General features: G+C 72.4%; 19 protein-coding genes. 11 read left to right on the forward strand and 8 right to left on the reverse strand.

Annotation, left to right across the window (positions count from 1 at the left end; translation table 11 throughout):
- Window positions 1-41: 41 nt before the first annotated feature.
- Entirely contained in the window at window positions 42-2,654 is a 2,613-nt protein-coding gene (locus VF330_RS17140) for a SpoIIE family protein phosphatase (RefSeq protein ID WP_330852604.1), read from the reverse strand.
- Window positions 2,655-2,815: 161 nt separating this feature from the next.
- Here VF330_RS17140 and VF330_RS17145 point away from each other — a divergent pair, with 161 nt between their 5' ends.
- The 6 genes from VF330_RS17145 to VF330_RS17170 all read left to right on the forward strand — a co-directional run bounded on the left by VF330_RS17145 (window position 2,816) and on the right by VF330_RS17170 (window position 8,891).
- Complete coding sequence (locus VF330_RS17145) at window positions 2,816-4,027, forward strand: NAD(P)/FAD-dependent oxidoreductase (protein WP_330852605.1); 1,212 nt, start codon at window positions 2,816-2,818, stop codon at window positions 4,025-4,027.
- The gene (locus VF330_RS17150) at window positions 4,024-5,469 is read left to right on the forward strand and encodes a cryptochrome/photolyase family protein (protein ID WP_330852606.1); all 1,446 of its coding nucleotides are present in this window, start codon (window positions 4,024-4,026) and stop codon (window positions 5,467-5,469) included. Before VF330_RS17145 ends, VF330_RS17150 begins: the two co-directional genes overlap by 4 nt.
- 74 nt (window positions 5,470-5,543) lie before the next feature.
- Window positions 5,544-5,831, forward strand: coding sequence for a hypothetical protein (locus VF330_RS17155; RefSeq protein WP_330852607.1), 288 nt, complete (start codon window positions 5,544-5,546; stop codon window positions 5,829-5,831).
- A gap of 78 nt (window positions 5,832-5,909) precedes the next feature.
- Window positions 5,910-7,310, forward strand: a complete 1,401-nt coding sequence (locus tag VF330_RS17160; protein ID WP_330852608.1) for a fatty acid desaturase — start codon at window positions 5,910-5,912, stop codon at window positions 7,308-7,310.
- A gap of 10 nt (window positions 7,311-7,320) precedes the next feature.
- Window positions 7,321-7,932 carry a TetR/AcrR family transcriptional regulator gene (locus VF330_RS17165; protein ID WP_330852609.1) on the forward strand — a complete coding sequence of 204 codons (612 nt, stop codon included), beginning with the start codon at window positions 7,321-7,323 and terminating at the stop codon, window positions 7,930-7,932.
- Window positions 7,933-7,946: 14 nt separating this feature from the next.
- The gene (locus tag VF330_RS17170) at window positions 7,947-8,891 is read left to right on the forward strand and encodes an SDR family NAD(P)-dependent oxidoreductase (RefSeq protein WP_330852610.1); all 945 of its coding nucleotides are present in this window, start codon (window positions 7,947-7,949) and stop codon (window positions 8,889-8,891) included.
- On the opposite strand, the gene VF330_RS17175 is transcribed toward VF330_RS17170, so the two are convergent.
- Window positions 8,888-9,499 (reverse strand): TetR/AcrR family transcriptional regulator, encoded by a 612-nt coding sequence (locus VF330_RS17175; RefSeq protein ID WP_330852611.1) that lies wholly within the window; start codon window positions 9,497-9,499, stop codon window positions 8,888-8,890. The two genes, VF330_RS17170 and VF330_RS17175, sit on opposite strands and share 4 nt — an antisense overlap.
- Before the next feature lie 66 nt (window positions 9,500-9,565).
- Between VF330_RS17175 and VF330_RS17180 the strand changes: the two genes are divergently transcribed.
- The 4 genes from VF330_RS17180 (at window position 9,566) to VF330_RS17195 (ending at window position 16,618) form a co-directional block, all read left to right on the forward strand.
- On the forward strand, window positions 9,566-11,554 hold the full coding sequence (locus tag VF330_RS17180; RefSeq protein WP_330852612.1) for a 2Fe-2S iron-sulfur cluster-binding protein: 1,989 nt from the start codon (window positions 9,566-9,568) through the stop codon (window positions 11,552-11,554).
- 90 nt (window positions 11,555-11,644) lie between these two features.
- Window positions 11,645-14,044, forward strand: a complete 2,400-nt coding sequence (locus VF330_RS17185) for a glycoside hydrolase family 32 protein (protein WP_330852613.1) — start codon at window positions 11,645-11,647, stop codon at window positions 14,042-14,044.
- A gap of 70 nt (window positions 14,045-14,114) precedes the next feature.
- The gene (locus VF330_RS17190) at window positions 14,115-15,566 is read left to right on the forward strand and encodes a GAF domain-containing SpoIIE family protein phosphatase (RefSeq protein ID WP_330852614.1); all 1,452 of its coding nucleotides are present in this window, start codon (window positions 14,115-14,117) and stop codon (window positions 15,564-15,566) included.
- Window positions 15,567-15,571: 5 nt separating this feature from the next.
- On the forward strand, window positions 15,572-16,618 hold the full coding sequence (locus tag VF330_RS17195; protein WP_330852615.1) for a cobalamin B12-binding domain-containing protein: 1,047 nt from the start codon (window positions 15,572-15,574) through the stop codon (window positions 16,616-16,618).
- Here VF330_RS17195 and VF330_RS17200 read toward each other — a convergent pair.
- The 3 genes from VF330_RS17200 to VF330_RS17210 are packed head-to-tail and all read right to left on the reverse strand — an operon-like array spanning window position 16,615 to window position 19,584.
- Window positions 16,615-16,938, reverse strand: coding sequence for a DUF4387 domain-containing protein (locus VF330_RS17200; protein WP_330852616.1), 324 nt, complete (start codon window positions 16,936-16,938; stop codon window positions 16,615-16,617). The two genes, VF330_RS17195 and VF330_RS17200, sit on opposite strands and share 4 nt — an antisense overlap.
- The gene (locus VF330_RS17205; protein WP_330852617.1) at window positions 16,931-18,301 is read right to left on the reverse strand and encodes an acyclic terpene utilization AtuA family protein; all 1,371 of its coding nucleotides are present in this window, start codon (window positions 18,299-18,301) and stop codon (window positions 16,931-16,933) included. The genes VF330_RS17200 and VF330_RS17205 overlap by 8 nt, the downstream gene beginning before the upstream one ends.
- Window positions 18,298-19,584, reverse strand: coding sequence for an MFS transporter (locus VF330_RS17210; RefSeq protein WP_330852618.1), 1,287 nt, complete (start codon window positions 19,582-19,584; stop codon window positions 18,298-18,300). The genes VF330_RS17205 and VF330_RS17210 overlap by 4 nt, the downstream gene beginning before the upstream one ends.
- Window positions 19,585-19,679: 95 nt before the next feature.
- On the opposite strand from VF330_RS17210, the gene VF330_RS17215 reads away from it, so the two are divergent.
- The gene (locus tag VF330_RS17215; protein WP_330852619.1) at window positions 19,680-20,405 is read left to right on the forward strand and encodes a GntR family transcriptional regulator; all 726 of its coding nucleotides are present in this window, start codon (window positions 19,680-19,682) and stop codon (window positions 20,403-20,405) included.
- Between the two features lie 3 nt (window positions 20,406-20,408).
- Here the strand turns inward: VF330_RS17215 and VF330_RS17220 are convergent, their stop codons facing one another.
- From VF330_RS17220 to VF330_RS17230, 3 genes are all read right to left on the reverse strand, one after another.
- Window positions 20,409-21,017, reverse strand: coding sequence for a hypothetical protein (locus tag VF330_RS17220; protein ID WP_330852620.1), 609 nt, complete (start codon window positions 21,015-21,017; stop codon window positions 20,409-20,411).
- 94 nt (window positions 21,018-21,111) lie between these two features.
- Window positions 21,112-21,519, reverse strand: coding sequence for an SRPBCC family protein (locus VF330_RS17225; protein WP_330852621.1), 408 nt, complete (start codon window positions 21,517-21,519; stop codon window positions 21,112-21,114).
- 34 nt (window positions 21,520-21,553) lie between these two features.
- Window positions 21,554-22,054 (reverse strand): TetR/AcrR family transcriptional regulator (locus VF330_RS17230; protein ID WP_330852622.1); only part of this gene is annotated, 501 nt, incomplete at its 5' end.

A 22,054-nucleotide genomic window follows, 5' to 3' on the forward strand; every position in this document is an offset into this window, starting at 1 on the left:
GTGGCACCGGGGACGTCGGTGTCGGCACTGCGCCGCCGGCCTCAGCGACGCGTCGTGTGCGCCAACCCGGACAGGTCCAGGATCCGGGCCGGAGCCGACCCCTCCGCCGCCACCAGCGACAGCGACCGCCCCCGGCCCTCCGCACGCGTCAGGGCCTGCAGCAGCAGCGCGATCCCCGAGCTGCTGAGGTAGTCGAGCCCGGTCAGGTCCACCTCGACGGGACGTTCGTCCGCCACGTCCACGCGCCGGAGCAGGGCGTCGCGGAGGTCCTCGACGGTCGCGATGTCCAGGTCGCCGGTCAGCAGGACCAGCTGCACGTGCTCGTCGCCGCCGTCGGTCAGGCCCGTCACGGTCCCGGTGTCGTGCGGGCGGTCGGAGGGGACGGCCGGGGTGTCCGTGGCGAGCGGGATGTGGAAGCGGATGGTGGTGCCGTCCTCGCTCGCGGTCAGGTCGGCGGAGTCGCTGAGGGCGCGGATCATCGTCAGGCCTCGGCCGCGGTCGCCCTTGTCGGCCGGGGCCGGGCGCCAGCGGCCCTGGTCGGCGACCGTCACCAGCACGCCGCGGCCGGTCCACTCGAGGGTCGTGTCGAACGTGCCATCACCGTTCGGGTAGGCGTGGTCGACGACGTTCGCCGCGGCCTCGCCGAGGGCCAGTTCCAGGTCGTAGACGGAGTCCTCCGGCAGGCCCGCGGTGGTGGCCCAGGCGGTGGCGGTGCGGCGCAGGGCGGAGAGCTCGAGCGGCTCGGCCGGCAGGCGGCGGTGCAACGGCGGAGGCTGGTGGCGGGCGACCACCAGGGCCACGTCGTCGGCCTGGTCGCCGGACAGGACCTTCTCGATGATGCGCCGCACCAGCAGGACCGGGGCGAGGTTCGCGGCCACGGCCTCGACCAGGCGCCGCACGCCCTCGTCGAGGACCTCGCCGCGGCGTTCCACCAGGCCGTCGGTGTACAGGACCACGGACGCGCCCGGCGGTAACGGGGTCGCGTGCTGCGGGGGGAGGGTGGCGCCGACGGCGCCGAGGACCGGGCCGATCTTCTCGGTCAGCGCGCGGGCGCCCGTCGCGTCGACGACGACCGGTGGCGGGTGGCCCGCCGACGCCCAGCACAGCTCGCCGACGTCGGTGTCGAAGACGATGCACGCGCACGTGCTGCCGGCGGCGCCGTTCACGCGCAGGGCGAAGACGTCCAGGCGCCGCAACGCCTCCGCGGGGGAGTGGCCGTCGAGCAGGTAGCCGGTCAGCGCGCTGCGCAGCTGGCCCATCACCGCGGCGGCGGCCGGACCCTTGCCGACGACGTCGCCGACGGTCAGGCCCACGCGCGTCCCGCCGAGCGGCACGACCTCGTACCAGTCGCCGCCGATCTGCGAGTACCGGGCGGCGGGCAGGTACCGGGCGGCGGTCGCGAGCCTCGGCAGCGACGGGAGCTCGCGCGGGAGCAGGCTCTCCTGCAACGCCGCCGCGATCTCGTGCTCGCGCTGGAGCAGCAGCTCGCGTTCGGCCTCGGCGCGTTGCCGCTCGGTGACGTCGCGGCCGATCGCCTGGAACCCCGTCGGCGTGGCCTGGACGCTCAGCTCCAGCGCGACCACGGTGCCGTCGGCGTGCCGCATCGGCACGACCTGCGCGGCGGAGAGGTCGGCCGGAAGCCCGTCGACGAGCAGGCCGGCGACCGGGGTGCCGACCAGCTGGTCGGACCGGTACCCGAGCAGGTGGCCGGTCGCCGGGTTGACCGACACGAACCGCATCTCGTGGTCGAGCATCCAGATCGCGTCCGTCGCCCGCTCCACGAGCTGGCGGTGGCGCTTCTCGCTGTCGCGCAACGCGCGGTCCGCGTGCACGCGCTGCAGCGACTCCCAGCACCGGTTCACCACGACGGACACGAGGTCGATCTCGTCGCGCGTCCAGTTCCGGACAGTGGCCTGATGCACGGCCATGGCGGCGACGAACCGTCCACCGCGCAACAGCGGCAGGCAGATCACGGCACGGATCCCGGTCACGTCGTACGCGACAAGATCCTCGTCATCGAGCCGTGGGTCGTTCAAGGAGTCGTTGACCACCCACGGTCTGCCGGCTCGCATAGCGGTCAACGCGCCGTTGCCGAACGCGCGCATCGCGAACCGGCCGGGCAGCGGAGGCAACCCCGTCGCGTGGTCGCCGCTCATGACGATGTGGTTCTCGTCTTCCTCCGTGCGCGCATAGGCGCACCTGTCCGCGCCCAGGTGCTCGCCGAGCAACCGGGTCGCGAGCGCCATCAGGTCCTCGGCGTCGTCGACGCGCTGCGACTCGCGTTCGAGCAGGTCGAGGAACCGCTGCCGTTCCGCCGCCGCGTGGTGGGCCGTGACGTCGACGAGCACACCGCTGCGGACCGCGCCGTGCACCCGCGTCCGCTCCAGCAGCCACACGAGGTCGCCCGCGGTCGTGCGCACGCGGTAGACGGTCTCGTAGTCGTCCGGGCCCCAGCGCAGCCGCTGGCTGTCCTCGCGGTCGTCGGGATGGGTGATCTCCGCCCAGAAACCGGGGTCGGCGAGCCACCGGCCGGCGGGATGGCCCAGGAGGCGTTCGACGGCGCCGGACAGGAAGGTGACCACGCGTCCCGCCGACTCGCCCCGCCAGACGACCACGGGCAGGTCGTCCACGAGAGCGGTGATCGGAGGCTGCACCGCGGCACTCCTTCGTCTGTTGTGGGAGTCCACGCCGCCGGCTTCTTGACGCACGTCCAACCGCATCGTACGGCGATCAACCGCACGCCTGCCGATCGCGCCCGGCTACACCGCGGTGCGCTCGTCGTGCGAAGGGTCCGGACGGCCCATACGGTCGATGGGTGATCGTGGTGGTGGGAGCAGGACTGGCGGGTCTGAGCGCCGCGCTGGAGTTGACCGCGGCCGGCTTGGAGGTCGCCGTGCTGGAGGCGGGCGACGAGGTCGGTGGCCGGGTGCGGACCGACGTCGTCGACGGGGTGCGGTTCGACCGGGGCTTCCAGATCATGCTGCCCGCCTACCCGGAGCTGAGGCGCCTCGACCTGGGACCGTTCCCGTTGCGGCACCTGCGCTCCGGGGTCTTCGTGCACGACGACGGCCGCCACGACCTGCTCGCCGACCCGCGCACCGGACCTTCCTCGTGGGACGGGGTGTTGCGCCAGCACGTCCTGGGCGCCCGCGACCTCGCCGCGCTGTCCGGCTTCTCCGCCCGCGACGCCTTCGGACCCGCCCGGCCGCTGCTCACCGCACCGGACCGCACCACGCGCGACGAGCTGCGCCGCCTGGGAGTCACCGACCGTGCGGTGACCAAGGTCTTCCGGCCGTTCCTCTCGGGAGTGTTCCTCGAACGGGAACTGACGACGTCGTCCCGGTTCTTCCACCTGGTGTGGCGCAGCTTCGCCCGCGGCGGCGCCGCCGTGCCCGCGCTCGGCATGGGCGAGCTGCCGAAGGCCCTCGCCGCGAAGCTGCCCGACGGGACGGTCCGCCTGGAGACGCCCGTGCACGCCGTGCACGACGACGGCGTCGACCTCGAAGGCGGGGAACGCCTCGCCGCCGACGCCGTCGTGGTCGCGACGGACGGCACGACGGCGGCCGGGCTCCTGCCCGGCCTGGTAGAACCGCGCTGGAACAGCGTCACGACGTGGTACTTCCGGCCGCCGAGGTCGCCGCTGCGCGACGGGTGCCTGGTGGTCGACGCGAACGGCGGCCCGGTCGTCAACACGGCCGTGATGTCGGAGGTCTCCCGCCCCTACTCGCCGCACGCCCCGCTCGTGCAGGCGACCGTCCTCGGGCAAGCGTCCGAAAAGGACGTCCGGACGCACCTGAACCGCCTGTACGGCAACGACACGGCGAAGTGGGAGCTGCTGCGCCGGTACGAGATCGAGCGCGCGCTGCCCAGGATGGACGCGCCGCACCGGCTCAAGCAGTCCGTCCGCGCCGGAGAAAGGCGTTACGTGTGCGGCGACCACCGCGACACCAGCTCGCTCCAGGGCGCGCTGCACTCGGGACGGCGGGCCGCCCACGCCGTGCTCGCCGACCTGCGCGGTGACCGATGACCGCGCTCCTGCTGTTCGGCGACCAGCTCGGACCGCACTTCTACACCGGCCACGACGAGATCCTGCTCGTCGAGTCCGCGGCGGCGCTGCGCCGCAGGCCCTACCACCGGCAGAAGCTGCACCTGGTGCTGTCCGGCATGCGGCACCTGGCGCAGGAGCTCGGCGACCGCGTCACGCTCGTGCGCGCGGAGACCTACACCGAGGCGATCCGCGCGTTCGGCCGCCCGCTCGTCGCCCACCAGCCGGGGTCGATCGCCGCGCGGGACATGCTGCACCGGCTCGGCGTCGAGGTGCGCCCGACACCCGCGTTCGCGTTGTCCCGCGACGAGTTCACGGCGTGGGCCGGCACCCGCGAGCGGTTCCTGATGGAGGACTTCTACCACTTCCAGCGCTCGCGCTTCGACGTGCTGATGGACGGCGACGCGCCGGTCGGCGGGCGGTGGAACCTCGACGTCGAGAACCGCGAACCACCGCCCAAGCGCGCGAAGCTGGGCGTGCCGGCCCCGTGGTGGCCGGAGGAGGACGAGATCGACGCGAAGGTCCGCGAGGACCTCGACGCGCTGGAGCTGCCCGCGGTCGGCAAGGACGGGCCGCGGCGGTTCGCCATCACCCGCGCCGAGGCGCTCAAGGCGCTGGAGACGTTCGTCCGCGACCGGTTGCCGCACTTCGGCCCGCACGAGGACGCCGTGCTGACCAAGGACTGGACGATGGCGCACTCGCTGCTGTCCGTCCCGCTCAACCACGGCCTGCTCCACCCGCTGGAGGTCGTCTACGCGGCCGAGGACGCCTACCGCGCGGGCGAGGTGCCGCTCGCGAGCGCCGAGGGGTTCATCCGGCAGGTCCTGGGCTGGCGCGAGTACGTGTGGCACCTGTACTGGCACCTCGGCGGGAAGTACCTGCACCGCAACAACTTCCAGGCCTCGACGCCGTTGCCGGACTGGTGGGCGGAGCTGCGCCCGAGGACGGTGCGCGCGGCGTGCCTGCGCACGGCGCTGGAGGGCGTGCGCGACCACGGCTGGGTGCACCACATCCAGCGGCTGATGGTGCTGGGAAACCACGCGCTGCAACGGGGTTACGACCCGGCCGCGCTCAACGACTGGTTCGTCACGTCCTTCGTGGACGGTTTCCCGTGGGTGATGCCGGTCAACGTGATCGGCATGAGCCAGCACGCCGACGGCGGCGTGATCGCGACCAAGCCGTACCTCAGCGGCGGCGCCTACCTCAACCGCATGACCGACCACTGCGGCGGCTGCTGGTTCGACCCGAAAAAGCGCACCGGCGAGCGCGCGTGCCCGTTCACGGCCGGCTACTGGGCCTGGATGGACCGCAACGAGTCGCAGGTCCGCGCCAACCACCGCATGGGACGGGCCGTGCAGAACCTCAGACGCCTCGCCGACCTCGACGAAGTGCGCGTGCAGGAACGCGACCGCGAGCTCTTCTGACTCGATCCGGTGAACGAGCGTGACACGGGGGCTCCTCCGTGCGTCCTGACCTGTGCCCGACGAGAGGAGTCCCGTTGTCCAGCTGCAGCAGCCGCGTCGTCCAGTTGCGCAAGCCGTTGACCGAGGACGAGCGGTTGTCGCTCGTCGAGCAGTCCGTGCTGTGCCATCCCGCCGTGCACAGCGTCGAGACCGAGGTCGACGGGGACATCCACGCCGAGGTCGTGCTGTGGCACCGCAGCCGGCGCGACCAGGTGGTCCGCGACCTCCGCGCGGCGCTCGGGGCCGTGGCCGGCGATGTGCGCCTGACGGTGACGGCGGTGGCTCACCGGCGTCGCGGACGGGTGCTGCTCGCGCTCGTCTGAGGTTTACAGATAGCCGACTATTGTCAAACCCGCTTTACGTCACCTACCGTTCTGTCAACCTCCCCGAAGGAGCGTGGCATGAGCGGCAAGAAAGCGACGGTGCCCGACGGCTCGACCGAGCGGTGGACGGACGGCAAGCGCCACCTGTGGCTGCTGGGACTGGTCGTGCCGTCCCTGGCCTTCCTGGCCATCGGGCTGCACTCCGCCACGGGCTGGGGCGTGTGGTTCTGGATCGGCCCGATCGTGGTCCTGGTGGTCGTCCCGGCCGTCGACCTCGTCGCCGGGCTCGACCGGAGCAACCCGCCGGACGACGTCATCGAACGGCTGGAGAACGACCGCTACTACCGCTGGATCACCTACCTCTTCCTGCCGATCCAGTACGTCGGCTTCGTGCTGGCGTTCTGGGTGATCGCGCGCGGCGACCTGTCCGTCGTGGACAAGATCGGGCTCGCGGTGTCCATCGGGTGCATCGGCGGCATCGGCATCAACACCGCGCACGAGCTGGGGCACAAGAAGGAGAGCCACGAGCGGTGGCTGTCCAAGATCGCGCTGGCGCAGAGCTTCTACGGCCACTTCTACATCGAGCACAACCGCGGCCACCACGTCCGCGTCGCGACGCCGGAGGACCCGGCGAGCAGCCGGGTGGGGGAGAGCTTCTACCGGTTCTGGCCGCGCACGGTCGCCGGTTCGGTGAGGTCGGCGTGGCGGCTGGAGCGCAAGCGGTACGGCCGCCGCGACCGGCACCCGTACCGGCTGGGCAACGACGTGCTCAACGCGTGGCTGATGTCGGCGGCGCTGTGGGCGGCGATGATCGTCTGGCTCGGCGTCGGCATCGTGCCGTACCTGCTGGTGCAGGCCGTGATCGGCTTCTCGCTGCTCGAGGTCGTGAACTACATGGAGCACTACGGGATGTTGCGGCGGAAGGTCGGCCCGCCCGGCCGGCGCCGCTACGAGCGGGTGGATCCCAGCCACAGCTGGAACTCCAACAACATCGCCACCAACGTGCTGCTCTACCACCTGCAGCGGCACAGCGACCACCACGCCAACCCGACCCGGCGCTACCAGACGCTGCGCGACTTCGAGGAGTCGCCGGTGCTGCCGACCGGGTACGCCGGGATGATCCTGCTGGCGCTCGTGCCGCCGGTGTGGCGCCGCGTGATGGACCCGCGGGTGCGCGCCCACTTCGACGGCGACATCGGCCGCGCGAACATCCAGCCGGGCAAGCGCGCGAAGGTGCTGGCGCGGTACGGCGGCACCGGTGCGGGCGAGGACGTCGTGGCCGACACCCGCGGCGACGCGACCGCGGGCGGGATGTGCCCCGGCTGCGGGTACGTCTACGACGAGTCGGCCGGCGACCCGCGCGAGGGCTTCCCGGCGGGCACGCCGTGGTCGTCCATCCCGGACTCGTGGTGCTGTCCCGACTGCGGCGTCCGGGAGAAGATCGACTTCGTCGCGCCGGGAAGGGTGACGTCCGCCTAGGATCGCGGGCATGGGTGACACATCGGCGGCGGCGGGTGGTCAGCGCCGCCTGCCGATCATCGAGGCGGCGATCGCGATGACGGCCCGCGACGGCTGGGCCGCGGTCACGATGGTCCGGCTCGCCGAGCAGGCCGGGGTGAGCCGCCAGACCGTCTACAACGAGGTCGGCTCGAAGAACGGGCTCGCCGAGGCCATGCTCGCCCACGAGCTGGGCCGGTTCCTCGCCACCGTCGGCGACGCGTTCGACCGCCACGGCGACGACCTCGTCGAGGCGATCCACGACGCCGTCCGCGACGTGCTGGAGCTGGCCGGGGGCAACCTGCTGGTCCGCGCCATCGCCTCGGCGACGCGCGGCGCGGACACCGAGCTGCTGCCGCTGCTCACCACCCGGGCCGAGACGCTGCTCGCCGACGTCAGGACGATGCTCGCCGCGCGGGTGGCGGCGTACCCGACGGGCCTGGGCGACGAGCAGGTCGGCGTCCTCATCGACCTGATCACGCGCGCCGTGCTCAGCCACGTCGTCCAGCCGACCGGAACCCCCGCGAGCACCGCCGACGGCCTCGCGTGGCTCGCGTCACGCGTGCTGGAGGCGCCCGCGCGGAAACCCCTCCGCTACGGCTGACAGGAGGCTCCTCCATGCTCGACTCGCTCGCGGACCGGCTCGTGGTGCCGGGCTACTCGAAGTGGGGCTACCGGCTCCGCCGCGGGTCGTGGCCCGCCGGCGACCCGAAACCCGGTGCGCTGCGCGCGGGGCTCTCCGTCGTGACCGGCGCGGGTTCCGGGATCGGCAAGGCGACCGCACTGGGCCTGGCGCGGCTGGGCTCGGCGGTGGTCCTGGTGGTGCGCGACCGGGCCAAGGGCGAGGCCGCGCGGGCCGAGATCGTCGCCGCGGTGCCGGACGCGGTGGTGCAGGTCCGGCTCTGCGACCTGTCCAGCCCGGACTCGGTGCGCCGCTTCGCCGGTGAGATGACCGCGGAGTTCGACCGCCTCGACGTGCTGGTGCACAACGCGGGTGTGCTGCCGCGGGAACGCACGGAGACGCCCGAGGGGCACGAGCTGACGTTCGCCACGCACGTGCTCGGCCCGTTGCTGCTGACCGACTTGCTGCGTCCGTTGCTCGCGGCTTCACCCGACGCGCGCGTTGTCCTCGTGTCTTCCGGCGGCATGTACACGCAACGCCTGCGCGCCGACGATCCTGAGTACCGCGAGGGCGAATACCGCGGCGCCACCGCCTACGCGCGCACGAAACGCATGCAGGTCGTGCTCGCGCCGTTGCTGGCCGAGCGGTACGCGTCCGACGGCATCACGGTGCACGGCATGCACCCCGGCTGGGCCGACACACCGGGCGTCGCCGGGTCGCTGCCGGGGTTCCACCGGTTGACGAAGGCGTTCCTGCGCACCGCGGAGGAGGGCGCGGACACGATCGTCTGGCTGGCCGCGACCAGTCCCGCACCGCGGTCGGGACGCTTCTGGCACGACCGGCGGGAACGGCCGGCGCACGCGCTGCCGTCCACGCGCGAGAAACCCGAGGACGTCAAGGCGTTCTGGGCGTACAGCGCGAACGCCGCGGGGCTGGCCTAACCCCGCAGGTAGCGGGTCACCATGTCCACCAGCTCGTTCTCCACCGTCTCGATCGACAGCCCCTGCGGGAACGCCGCCAGCCGGTGCGTGTTGATCTCCACGGTGAACACGACCAGCTCGGCCGCCGCGTCCAGGTCCCGCACGCGCACGTCCGGGTGGCGGGCGAACAGGTCGCGGACCTCGCCCACGCGCTGTTCGCCGTGCCGCAGGACGGTGGCGCGCAGCTCGTCGGAGAGCTGCCCCTCCTCGATCATGATCCGGAGCAGCCGCGGGTCGTCGCGGTGGTTGTCGACGGCGTCGCGGACCAGGGCGCGCACCACCGTCTCCAGGGAGCCGGGGGAGAGGTCGAGGTCGGCGCGGTGCCAGGCGCCGCGGTCGATGTGCCGGATCATCAGCTCGGCCAGGATCGCGTCCTTGTTCGGGAAGTACTGGTACAGCGAGCCGATCGAGACGCGGGCGTGCTCGGCGATGCGGTTCGTGGTGCCGGCGGCGTAGCCGTGCTCGGCGAAAACGTGAGCAGCCGCGGTGAGGATGCGGTCGCGGGTGAGCTCCGCGCGGACCTGGCGGGGCTTGCGACGTGGGTCGACGGGACGGTTCGCTGACGGCATGGCGGCCCTTCCGCGGTGGGGCAAAAGCGAGTACCCAAGACCTGAGCAAAAGCTCATAATAGTGTCATGAGCTGGGAAAACAACACGCTGACCACCGCTGAGCGCGTCGAGGAGGTCGTCGGCAGGCCCGCGTCGATGATCATGCTGAAGCAGCTCGCCGCGCTCGACGCCGGGTGTGTCGAGCTACTGGCGCGCAGCCCGGTCGCGGGCTTCGGCTACCGGGACGCGCGCGGCACGAGCAGGACGACGTTCGTCGGCGGCAAGCCGGGCTTCGCGCGGGTGCGGACGCCGACGCGGATCGCGTTCGAGATGGACGAGGACGCCGAGGGTCCGGCGTCGCTGGTGTTCCTGCTGCCGGGCGTGGGGGAGACGTTGCGGGTCAACGGGGTCGTGCGGCGGCACGCCTTCGAGGTCGGGGAGGTGTACGTCCACTGCGCCCAGGCCGTGCTGCGGTCCGGGCTGTGGCAGCCACCCGCGCCCGCCCCGCCCGCGCCGCCGGTCGCCGGTGACGGGCCGCTCGCCCAGCCGGGGATCGCGGACTTCCTCGCCACCGCACCGTTCCTCGCTCTGTCCACCTGGGACTCCGAGGGCGGCAGCGACACCAGTCCGCGCGGCGACCGGCGGCAGGTCGCGCGGGTCCTCGACGACCGCACGCTCGTGATCGCGGACCGCAAGGGCAACAAGCGCACCGACTCGCTGCACAACCTCGTGCGGGACGACCGGCTCTCGCTGGCCGCGCTCGTGCCCGGCCGCACCGGTGTCCTGCACGTGCGCGGCAGGGCGGTCATCACCGTCGATCCGGCGGTGCTGGAACCGTTGTCGTTGCGCGGAATCCCGCCGCACGCGGCGATCGTGGTGGACGTCGAAGCCGCCGAGCTGACCACCAGCGACGCGGTCGCGCGGTCCCGGCTGTGGACCGCGGCACCCGCCGACGTGCCGGACCTGATGGCGTTGGCGGGGCAGCACCTCGCCGCGAACCTCCCGAAGAAGGGACTCCCCGGACTCCTCGCGAAGGTGGGGAAACGGGTCCCGTCGAGGTGGCTGCGGGCGGTCATGGACGTCGCCTACCGCTCCGGCCTGCGCAAGGAGGGCTACGAGCTCACCACCGCCCCCCGCCTGACCCGCGAGGAGCCGCTGCGGGAGGTGCGCGTGGCCGAGGTGCGCCGCGAGACGCCGAGCGCCGTCACGCTGGTGCTGGAGGACGGCGACCCGTTCGACTTCCGGCCCGGCCAGTTCTTCACGCTGGTGAGCGACGACCTGCGCAGGCCCTACTCCGCGTCGTCGGCGCCGGGGTCGCGGCAGCTCGAGGTGACGGTCAAGCAGGTCGGCCGGTTCTCCGCCCACGTCCACTCGCTCGCGGTGGGCGACCGGGTGTCGGTGCGCGGCCCGTCCGGCTCGTTCCACCTCGAACCCGGAGGCGACGTGGCGATGGTCGCGGCGGGCAGCGGTGTCACGCCGATGATGAGCATGATCCGCACGCTGCTCGCCGGACCGGCGGACCACCGCGTCGCCCTGCTCTACAGCAACCGCAGCGTCGAGGAGACCATCTTCGGGGCCGAGCTCGCGCGCCTGGAGAGGCAGCACCCCGAAAGGCTGTCGGTCACGCACGTGCTGACCTCGCGCGACGGTCGGCTCGACGCCGCCGGGATCCGGCAGTGGGCCCAGGACCTCACCGGAGCGCGCTTCTACCTCTGCGGCCCGGAACCGCTCATGGACGCCGCCCGCCAGGCGCTCGACGAGCTCGGCCTCCGGGAGGACCGCGTCCACACCGAGCGCTACACCACCGCGCCGGTCGCGACGGCGTCCACCACGCCGCAACGGATGCTCGTCGAAAGCGATGGGCACCCCGTGGGCGAGGCGGTCGTCGAACCGGGCCAGACGCTGCTCGACGCCGGGCTCGCGGCCGGACTGCCCCTGCCGTACTCGTGCACGGTCGGCAGCTGCGGCGACTGCGTCGTGAAGCTCCGCGCCGGCGAGGTCACCCAACGGGAACCCGGCGGCCGGGTCCGCACCTGCACCAGCGCGCCGCTGTCGGACGTCACCCTCGGCGTGTGAAGGATGGGAACGCTCTCACCCGGAGAGCGGCTACGTCTCAGGTGGGATCTGCGGGACGGTGGGCCCCGACAACGTTGTCGGGAGGTTCTCGTGGGACGTCGAGCTCGCGCGGTGCTGGTCGTGCTGGTCACCGCCCTGGCCCTGCTCGCACCCGGCGGTCCCGCCCGCGCGGGCACCGTGCCGGACTACCCGGAGTTCCCCTATCCGGCGACGACCTACGCGGAACCGTTCCGCGGCCAGTTCCACTTCAGCTCGCGGTCGGGGTGGATGAACGACCCCAACGGGCTGGTGTTCGCCAACGGCCTCTACCACTTCTTCTACCAGCACAACCCGCACGGCCTGGAGTGGGACACGATGCACTGGGGCCACGCCACGAGCCCCGACCTGGTGCACTGGACGCAGAAGCCGGTCGCGCTCGAACCCGGCGTTCACCCCGGCACGTTGTTCTCCGGCGGCGGCGTCGTCGACAGGACCAACGCCTCGGGGCTCAAGACCGGCCCGCTCGACCCCATCGTCGTCTACTCGAACACCGACGGCGTCAGCATCTTCTACAGCAACGACAACGGGCGCACGTTCCAGGCGTACGACCAGGGGCGCAAGCAGATCGACATCCCGAAGGACAGCCGCGACCCCAACGTCGTGTGGGACGCCGCGCGCCGCCAGTGGGTCATGGTCGTGTGGTCGAACGCCGGCGGCAACGGCGTCGACATCTACACCTCGCCGAACCTCTTGAGGTGGACGTTCGCCAGCCGGTACGCGGCCGACTGGCTGTTCGAGTGCCCCGACCTGTACGCGCTGCCGCTCAACGGCGGTCAGCAGTGGGTGCTCACCTCGGCGACCAGCGAGTACGTCGTCGGCACGTTCGACGGCAGGACCTTCCGCACCGATCGTCCGCAGCCGAAGAAGATGAACCTCGGCACCACCTACGCCGGCGGCTCGTTCTACGCCGCCGAGTCGTTCGACAACACCCCGGACGGCCGAGTGGTCCAGATGGCCTGGCAGGGCGGCAACCGGGGCGGGAGCTGGACCGGCAACGCCACCTTCCCCGTGTCGCTGGGCCTCGTCGACTCGCCGGACGGGCCGAGGGTGACGCGGACACCGGTGGCCGGGCTCGACTCGCTGCGCGCCGACACCCGCACCTGGCGCGACACCACCGTGACCGGCACGAACAACCCGTTCGCCGGAATCCTGGCCGACACCTACGAGATCACCGCGCGGTTCGACCTGCGCGGTGCGACCGCCCAGCAGTTCGGGTTCGCGCTGCACAGCCGATCCGACGGGACCGCCGACCGCACCGTCGTCTACGACCGTGCCGCGCACACGTTGTACGGGCAGCCGTTCCAGGCAGCCGGCGACGAGGTCAGCGTGCGGCTGCTCGTCGACCGCGGCCAGCTGGAGATCTTCGGCGGCGACGGGGTGTTCTCGGTGGCGGACAACGTGAACTTCGACTCCGCCGCCGTCAGCCAGGGCATCCGGCTCTTCGCCGCGGGTGGCCAGGTACGGCTCAAGGAGGCCAGGTTCACCCGGCTCAGCACCAGCTGGGGCACCGCTCAGCCCACTGTGGAGAGCAACCTCGCCGGACCGTGGAGCGCCCCGGCGGGTGCGTGGACCGACGTCGCCGGCGGCAAGCAGGCCCAGACGGCCGGCGACGCGTTCTACCTCAGTGCGACGACCGGTGCGGACGCCGTCTACCAGGGCGACGTGCGCCTCGACACGGCCCAGGCGGCGGGTCTGACGTTCCGCGCGACCCCCGAGGGTGTCGGCTACACCGCGAACATCGACGCCGCCGGGGTCGTGAAGCTCTGGCGGCCCGGCCGCGACATCGCGACGTTCGCCACACCGATCGTGAAGGGCCGCACGTACCACCTGAAGGTGCAGACGACGGGGTCGCGCATCCAGGTCTGGCTCAACCACGGCACTTCCCCCGTCATCGACGCCACGGACACCGCCCACGCGTCCGGCCGGTTCGGCGCGAACGCCTTCCGCGGCACCGCGACCGTGCAGAACCTGAACACCGGGCCCGGAGGCTTCGACTCGTTCCCGTCAGGACCGTGGACCTCCACCGCCGGAACGTGGACGACGACGCCGGAGTCGTTGCGCGCCAACGCCTCCGGCGACGCGTTCTACCTCAGTGACCGCACCGGGGCCGACTTCGTCTACGAGGGCGACCTGGCGGTGCTGAACGGGGTCGCGGCCGGCCTGACGTTCCGGGCGGGCGCGGACGGGGCGGGCTACACCGCGAACATCGACACGAGCGGTGTGGTGAAACTCTGGCGTCCCGGCGCCGATATAGCGACGTACGTCACACCGATCGTGCCGGGGCGGACCTACCACCTGAAGGTGCGGGCGACGGGCTCCCGCATCCAGGTCTGGCTCGATCAAGGCAGCTCAACGGTCATCGACGTCACCGACAGCACCTTCGCGGCCGGAAGATTCGGCCTGAACACCTACTCCGCCACCGCGACGGCGCAACATCTCAGGGTGACTTGACGGCCATTACCCGCCGCCACGCCCTCCCAAACATTGTTCTTGATCCAGTGCGGATGGAACAATGGGGCACATGGTCGCAGTGCAGAGCTGGCTGCGTTCGCCGTGCCCCGCCATCGTCGTCGACGCCGCCGGGGTCGTCCACAGCATGAACGACGCGGCGAAGGAGTTGTTGCCAGCAGACGTCGAACCGAGGTGGCAGCACGGGGAGTCCGTGCTCATCTCGGAGCGCAGCTATGCCGCGCACCGGGTCGACCACGCCAGCGGTGAGGTCACCTGGTGGCTGCTGGACGACACGGACCTGCGGCTGCAGCGGCACCGCGCCGAGCTGCTGACCAGGATGTCGACCGCGCTGATGACGTCGCTCAACCCCGAGCGGTGCATGAGCGTCGTCGCCGAGCTGGCCGCAACGCACCTCGCGGACGAGGTCGTCGTGATCGCGCCCGGCACCACCGAGGGCCATGCCGTCACGCGCTGCGTGAGCGGCGAGAAGCCGGTGCACGAGCTGCTGCGCATCGACGTCGAGGAGGTCGTGGGCCTCAGCGAGGCGCTCAAGGGCTTCCCGCCGGTGCCGTCGCGCTGGATCGACCCGGCCGCCGCGCCGCAGTGGCTCGCCCACGGCGTCACGTCGATCGTCGTCACGCCGCTGCCCGGCCACGGGGTGCCCGCGGGCGCGCTGATCCTGATGCGCCGCGACCAGCAGTTCGCCGAGGACGAGGAGTCGTTCGCGCGGCTGTTCGCCTCCCGCGCCGGTGTCGCGATGTCCGCGGCGTGGCTGTTCACCCAGCAGGCCGCGATCACCGAACGCCTGACCAGGGACCTGCTTCCGCCGATGCTGCGCCGCTACGGCGCCATCGACCTGGCGGGCCGCTACCGCGCCGCCCAGGACACCGAACGGGTCGGCGGCGACTTCTACGACGTGCACGAACGTGAGAACGGCGAGCTGTTCGTCGTGCTCGGCGACGTGTGCGGCAAGGGCCTCGACGCGGCCGTGCAGACCGGCCGGGTGCGCACGACGGTGCACGCCCTGCTGCCCGTGGTCGCCGACCACGACCAGATGCTGCGCTCGCTCAACCAGGCCCTGCTCACGTCCGACCGCACCCGGTTCATCACGGTCGTCGTCGCGACCGTCACGCCCGTGGACGGGGGCCTGCGCGTGCGGCTCACCTCGGGCGGGCACCCGCCGGGCCTGGTCGTGCGGGCGAACGGCGAGGTCGAGGCCGCGAAGACGCGCGGCACGCTGGTCGGCATCCTGCCCGAGATCATCACCACCTCCGACGAGGTCGTGCTCGCCCCCGGCGACTCGGTCCTGCTGCACACCGACGGCATCACCGAGGCCGTCGGCGGGCCGCTGGGCGACGAGGAGTTCGGCGAGGAACGCCTGCTGCGCGCGCTGCGCGAGTGCGGCGGCATGCCCGCCGAGGCGCTGGCCGAGCACGTGCACATGCTGGCCTCGCAGTGGATCGGCGACGGCACGCACGACGACATGGCGGTCGTCGCGATCACGGCGCCGCGCCGGAGGTGAGCCCCGTGCCGGAGACGGTCCTCCAACCGGCCACCGGAGCGGTCCGCACCGAGGCCGGCGCCGCGGACGCCCTGTGGGAGGCGGCGCTCGACGGGGACGAGCGCCGGGCCACCGACGCCGTGCTCCAGGCCGCCGCGGACCTCGGGTACGAGGTCGCGCTGCTCGACGTCATCGGCGCCGTGCAACGCCGCGTCGGCTCGGAATGGGCGGCGAACCGGATCAGCGTCGCCCAGGAGCACGCGATCACGGCGATCAACGACCGCGCCGTGTCGGCGTTGTCGGTGAGCCGCCCCTACGAACCGCCGACGCGCGGCCGCGTGACCGTGGCGTGCGTCGACGGCGAGTGGCACGCGCTGCCCGCCCGCCTGCTGGCCGAGGTGCTGTCGTTGCGCGGGTTCCGCGTCGACTACCTCGGTGCCCAGGTCCCGACCCCGCACCTGATCACCCACCTGCACCGCACGGGCCCGGACGTGGTGGCGCTGTCGAGCTCGATCGCCACGCGGCTGCCCGTCGCGCACGCCACGATGACGGCCTGCCAGGCCGCGGGCGTGCCGGTGATGGTCGGCGGTGCCGCGTTCGGCGAGGGCGGCAAGTACGCGCGCCGCTTCGGCGCCAACGCGTGGGCCGCCGACGCCCGCCAGGCCGCCGACATGCTGGTCGAGTCGCGGCTGCCGGCACCGGGCACGCCGCACCAGCCGATCGACGACCTCCCGCACCTGGTCGACCAGGAGTACACGCTGGTCACGCGCAACACGCCCACCCTGGTGCGCTCGGTGTACCGGGCGCTGGAGGAGCGCGTGCCGGCGATGAAGGCCTACGACGACCAGCAGCGCCTGCACACCGCCGAGGACCTCAAGCACATCGTCGAGTTCCTCGCGACGGCGCTGTACGTGGACGACGACGAGCTGTTCCGGTCGTTCCTCGCCTGGACGGGCGACGTGCTGGTGGCGCGCAGCGTGCCCGCCAGGGTGCTGGGGCCGACGCTCGACCTGCTGTCCGCCGAGCTGCGGGACTTCCCGCGAGCCCAGCGGATGATCGCCGCAGCGCGTTAACCGGGAAGCACGGCGGGCAGTGCCGCCAGCGGCACGTGGTGCTGGCCCGCGTGCACGTCCCGGTCGCGCAGCCCGGCCTGGGGCACCGGCCGGGGGAACGAGATCTTGACGACGTTCAGCGCCGGGATCCGGAAGATCTGCACGTCCCGCGCCCGTACTGCGTACAGCCGGGCGACCACCTCCTCGTTGATGATCTCCGGTGCGGCGGCCAGCGCGTACCCGGCCTCGTCGCGCAGGAAGAGCTCCATCGTCACCCAGAACGGCCCGGCGTTCTTCGACCGGACCTCCAGCGCGAGGTCTGCGAACGTCGGCTCAGCCATGGGTGGGCGCCTTCCGGTGGTCGATGCGGAACATCTCGGTGGGGGAGCGGGTGTCGACGACGTGCTGGAGCACGAACTCGTAGACCGCGCCGCGTTCGGTCTCGGCGGGGGAGGTCGCGAACGCCAGGCTCGGCAGGTACGCCATGTCCGGCGTGGGCAGGTGCAGCATCAGCGGGTTCGCGACCTTGGCCACGGCCGTCGCGAGCTCCTGCGTCGCCGCGCGGACCAGCAGCATCACGCCGACCTCGCGGGGCGGGGCGGTCGACGGGTCGAGGTTCCCCAGCACCGCGTCGTAGCCGTAGCGGCGCAGGTCGTAGGAGTACTGGGTGCCGTCGAGGCCGAGGGTCTGCGTGACCCGGCCGGTGAAGACCTCGACGAAGAACTCCGTCCACGCCTCGATGTTCGCGAGGATGTGCTCGTCGCGGATGGCGGTGAACGACATGGTCTCGTAGCCGGTGATCCGCGCGCCCTCCAGCTTGACCGTGTGCTGGTCGGCCGGGTGGAACCGGGAACCCTCGACGCGGACGCGCCGGTCGTCGAGCGCGGTGTAGGTGGCGTCGGTGACGTCGAGCTCACCCGCGGGCTCGCGCATCCGGAACGGGTTCACCGTCTCGTAGAGCATGTGCGCCGCGACGGAGATCGGCGTGCACGCGGCGTCGGGGTCGAGCGGTTCGATGGTGAAGCCGGTCTGGTCGATCGTGGCGAGCACCCCGCCCGTGCGCGGGTTCGTCGTGCACTGACCGCCGCATTCGACGATCTTCGCCGCGTGCCACGTCGGACCCGCGGGCATGCCGTGCATCAACGGGAACGCCGCCGCGACGGCGGTGTCGGTCGCACGGCCCGCGAGCACGACGTCGGCTCCCGCGCGCAGGGCTTCCTCGATCGGTTCGTGGCCCATCATGCCGACGACGTGCGTGCAACTGTCCACAGTGGCCTCGTCGAGCTCGCCGGCCGGTGGGAGCGGGTGCACGCCGCCCGCGCGCAGGCGTTCGACGACGAACCCCGGGTCCTGCTCGCTGAAGATCGTGGCGACGGCCAGGTCGAGGTCCTCCTCCAGCAGGACCTCGTCGACGATCCCCGCGACCCACTCGACACCCGAGTCGGTGCCGCTGGTGCCGCACGAGCCGACGACCAGCGGGATGCGTGCCCGGGCCGAGGCCCTGAGCAGGATCCGCAGGTCGCGCTTCACGGCCGCGGCGGTCGTCTTGGCCGTGCCCGACCCCAGGTAGTGCGGGCCCGAGTCGGTCGAGCCGGCGTCGACGGAGATGACGTCGGCGCCGAGCTCGAGCCCGCGGTCCACTGTGGACTGCGCGAACCCTGCGCCGAGCATGCCCGTGGGCGTCAGCACGCGGACGGCTTTCATGAGCGGTGTCCCTTCGGAGTTTCCTGCAGCGAGGTGGCGTGGCGGCGGGTGAGGACGGCGACGCGCAGCACCACCGCGACGGCCAGTGCGCAGAGCAGGGCGACGTCGAGGAGCAGGTAGCGCCAGCCGGTGACGTCGATCATCGCGCCGACCAGGCCGGGTCCGGCGAACCCGCCGACCGCCCAGCTGACCGTGTAGAGCGTCGTGTAGACGCCGGTCACGCGGGACGACGGCGCGAGGTTCCACAGCACCACGGCGGCGTTGATCACGAACCCGGCCGCGCCGACGGCCCCGACGCAGAACGCGGCGACGGTGGTGGCGGGAGTCGGCGCGAGCGCGCCGAGGGCGAGCGAGACGCCGAAGACGGACATGCCGATGGTGATCGTGCGGATGCGCCCGATCCGTTCGGCGAGCAGCGCGGCGGGGTAGGCGGCGAGCAGGAACGCGATGCCGCTGGGGAAGGTCAGCGAGCCGGCCTCGCCGCGGGTCAGGCCGAGCGTCTCCATGCCGTACGGCGTGAAGAGGGCGCGGGAGGAGAACCAGGCGCAGGCGAACAGCAGGACCGTGCAGACGACGAGGAGCCTGCTGCGGTCGTGGTCGCGGACGACGTCCCGGAGCACGTCGCGCAGCCTCGTCTCCGGCTCCGCGGCGCCCCGGTCCTCGGTGAGCGCGGCCCGGTAGCCCCGCGACTCGCTGTCGCGCACCCGCCAGACGAGCACCGCGGTGCAGACCAGCATGAGCGCGGACGGGACCGCGAACGACAGCGCCGGGTGGTCGTCCACCAGGAACGCGCTGATCAGTGCGGACACCAGCACGGTGAGCCCGGAGGCGATCTTGACGAACGCGTTGGCCCTGCCACGCCGGTCCGGGGGGATGAAGTCGGGTAGCAGGGCCTGGGCGATCGGCTTGAAGGTGTTGCCCGCCAACGCGTACACGAAGATCACCGCGATCAGCGCCGGCAGCGCGGTCGCCAGCGGGATCAGCGTGAACAGCACCGCCGCGACCGGCATGCCCACCGCGAGATAGGGGATCCGGCGCCCCCACCGGGTCCGCGTGTTGTCCGAGCGGTTCGCGATCCACGGCTGGACGAAGATGCCGAGCAGGTTGTCCATGCCCATGAGCAGGCCGACGACCGCGGTGCTGGCGATGTGCTCGCGCAGCAGCGGCGGCACCTGGGAGTCGTAGAAGTCCCAGGTCGCTTCCTGTGCGAAGACGGCGAGCGCGACGTAGAACGTGATGCGCCGGGTGGTGCGCCGGTCCGCGGGCGCGGCGAGTGTGGACACGGAAGCCTCCGTTGGCTTGTGGGCGCCCTCACACTAAGATGCTATAGCAAAACGGTCAAGCAATAGCTTCGCGCTCTGACGTAGGATCGGTGGTCGTGACGGCCGACGAAGATCCCCGCGAGACGCTGGCCGGACGCGCCTACCGGTCGGTCCAGGACGCGATCACCGCCGGGGAGCTCGCCCCCGGCGAGAAGATCACCGAACGGGGGCTCGCCGAGCGGCTGTCGATGAGCCCGACCCCGGTCCGCGAGGCGATCCGCCGCCTGGAGCAGGACGGCCTGATCAAGCGGATCGGCCCCCGCACGGTCGTGGTGGCCGACATCGGCGCCACCGCCGTCGAGGACCTCGCCGAGGTGGAGATCGCGCTGCGCGGCCTCATCGCCCGGTTCGCCGCCCGCCACGCGACCCCGGCCCAGCTCGACCACCTCGACGCCGTCCTGGACGAGGCGGACGACCTGCTGATCGTCATCCAGCGGCGTGCCGCGGACGACCGTCCCATCGCCAAGCACCTCGACGGCCTGCTCGACGTCATGCAGCGCTTCAACGACGCGGTGGCCGACTGCGCGGGCAACGCCGTCCTGGTCAGGCTGCTCGACCAGACCAGGGTCTTCACCAGGGCGGAGCGCAGGACCAGGACGCTCGAACGCGTCCTCGCGAACCACGAGCGCAACCTGGAGCGCTACACCTCGCACCGCGCCCTCGTGCGGGCCCTGCGGGCGGGTGACGCGGCGACGGCCGAGCAGCTCGCCATCGACGACGTCCAGGCGGGGCTCGACGACCTGCGCCGCGAGCCGCGCCGCGCCGCGGCCGCGGACCTCTGACCACTACCCGCCGAGCGACCCCACGACGGCGCCGTTCTCGTCGAGCACGCGGATGCTCGGCACGTCCCCGGCGTCCACCGAGAGCACGATCCGCGGCCTGCCCGCCGAGTCGTTGAGCGCGAGCACCGAGCCGTCGGCGGTCGACCACACCAGCTCGACCCTGGTCGGCGTGGGCGGGGTCTGCTCGACCGGCAGCGCGGGATCGGGCATCTGCTTGAAGAACAACGCCGTCGCCCCGTGCTGTCCCTGCCACTGCGCGCCGAGCGTGATGGCCTGCGCGTTGACGTAGTCGAGCGAGACGCTCGCCTGCGCCGCCCCGGCCACGACGCCCCCGCGTTCGTTGCCGTTCTCGTCGTTGAAGATCAGGTAGGTGCCGTTCTCCGGACCGCGGCGCTCCTCGGCGGGGATCACCCGGCCGCCGAGGAGCACGGGTGGACGCCGGGTGTCGGCGAGCAGGCGCTGGCGGCCGCGGTGGTCGCGGACCGTGAAGGCGTCGCGGACTTCCTTCCCGCGCGACTCCGCGGTGGCGGGAGGAGAGGAGGCGGCCGCGGCGGTGGCGCCGGCGGCCAAGGCGGCACCGCGGAGTGCGGTGCGTCGGGACAGCGTGGACATGCGCGCCAGTCAACCGGGACCGGCCGCGATGATCACTGGGGTGCACCGGCGTCACCGGGGTGGGGGCAGCCCCACCCCGGCGGTCCGCGGGGACTCAGCCGGTGGCGCGGTCGTCCGCGGCCGCGGTCTGGGTGAGCACGGCGACGGTCTGCTCGAGCCCGCGCTGCACCTCGTCGCCCGACGCTTCCCGCACGCTGTGCAGGCTGACGGTGATGCGCGACCGGCCCGGCGCGACCTCCTCGACCTGGAGCTCGCCGTGGTAGTCGTCGGGGCCCTCGGCACCCCATTCGAGCGTGCGCCGCGCCTCGTCCGGGCGCACCCAGGCCTCGCCCTCGACGTGGTGGCCGTGCACCTCGGCCTCGACGTGCACCTGCTCACCGCCCTCGGGCTCGGCCGCGGTCATCTGCGGGAAGTAGCGCGGCAGGTTCGTCGGGTCGGCCAGGAAGCCGAACAGCGTGTCGGCCGGGATGTCGGCTTCCGCCGTGTGCGTGTAGGTCGCCATGCCGGGGGGAGTACCCGCAAACCCGGTCGCGGACTCAGTCGCAGACTCGCTCGATCAGGTCTTCCCAGCTCGCGGCCAGGTCGCTCACGACCGTGCCGGGGTGCGTCGTGGTCTCCGGCGCCCGCAGGTAGAGCAGCACCGGTCCTTCCAGCGCCGCGACCAGCTGCAACGCCAGCGCACCGCTCCTGGCGGCCTCGGGCACGGCCTCGCTCAGCAGCATCCGCACGTGGAACAGCGACGGGCTGTGTTCGATCGGCGCCGGCTGACCGGGGTCGAGCGCGGCGCGGGCCAGTGCGGTGTGCTCCATCAGGAACTCGAGCCGCGCCCGTCCGAACGCGACCAGCCGCTCGGCCGCCGGCGCGCCGGGGCCGAGCGGCGCGGGCCCGCTGAGCAGCCGTTCCTGGAACCGCCTCTCCTCCTCGTCGAACAACGCGAGGAAGATGCCCGCGCGGGTCCGGAAGCGGCGGAAGACCGTGCCCTTGCCCAGCCCGGCGCGGTCGGCGAGACCGTCCATGGTGACCTTGTCGACGCCGAG

Origin of the sequence: Lentzea sp. (genome assembly GCF_036380075.1) — a bacterium.
In the GTDB taxonomy this organism is placed as follows: Bacteria; Actinomycetota; Actinomycetes; order Mycobacteriales; family Pseudonocardiaceae; genus Lentzea.

What these genes read in the sequence shown, in the direction of transcription:
- VF330_RS17175 (WP_330852611.1), bottom strand. Translation starts at nt 9,499, where the DNA reads ATGCCGTCAGCGAACCGTCCCGTCGACCCACGTCGCAAGCCCCGCCAG.
- VF330_RS17160 (WP_330852608.1), top strand. Translation starts at nt 5,910, where the DNA reads ATGAGCGGCAAGAAAGCGACGGTGCCCGACGGCTCGACCGAGCGGTGG.
- VF330_RS17170 (WP_330852610.1), top strand. Translation starts at nt 7,947, where the DNA reads ATGCTCGACTCGCTCGCGGACCGGCTCGTGGTGCCGGGCTACTCGAAG.
- VF330_RS17180 (WP_330852612.1), top strand. Translation starts at nt 9,566, where the DNA reads ATGAGCTGGGAAAACAACACGCTGACCACCGCTGAGCGCGTCGAGGAG.
- VF330_RS17220 (WP_330852620.1), bottom strand. Translation starts at nt 21,017, where the DNA reads ATGTCCACGCTGTCCCGACGCACCGCACTCCGCGGTGCCGCCTTGGCC.
- VF330_RS17200 (WP_330852616.1), bottom strand. Translation starts at nt 16,938, where the DNA reads ATGGCTGAGCCGACGTTCGCAGACCTCGCGCTGGAGGTCCGGTCGAAG.
- VF330_RS17205 (WP_330852617.1), bottom strand. Translation starts at nt 18,301, where the DNA reads ATGAAAGCCGTCCGCGTGCTGACGCCCACGGGCATGCTCGGCGCAGGG.
- VF330_RS17190 (WP_330852614.1), top strand. Translation starts at nt 14,115, where the DNA reads ATGGTCGCAGTGCAGAGCTGGCTGCGTTCGCCGTGCCCCGCCATCGTC.
- VF330_RS17165 (WP_330852609.1), top strand. Translation starts at nt 7,321, where the DNA reads ATGGGTGACACATCGGCGGCGGCGGGTGGTCAGCGCCGCCTGCCGATC.
- VF330_RS17225 (WP_330852621.1), bottom strand. Translation starts at nt 21,519, where the DNA reads ATGGCGACCTACACGCACACGGCGGAAGCCGACATCCCGGCCGACACG.
- VF330_RS17150 (WP_330852606.1), top strand. Translation starts at nt 4,024, where the DNA reads ATGACCGCGCTCCTGCTGTTCGGCGACCAGCTCGGACCGCACTTCTAC.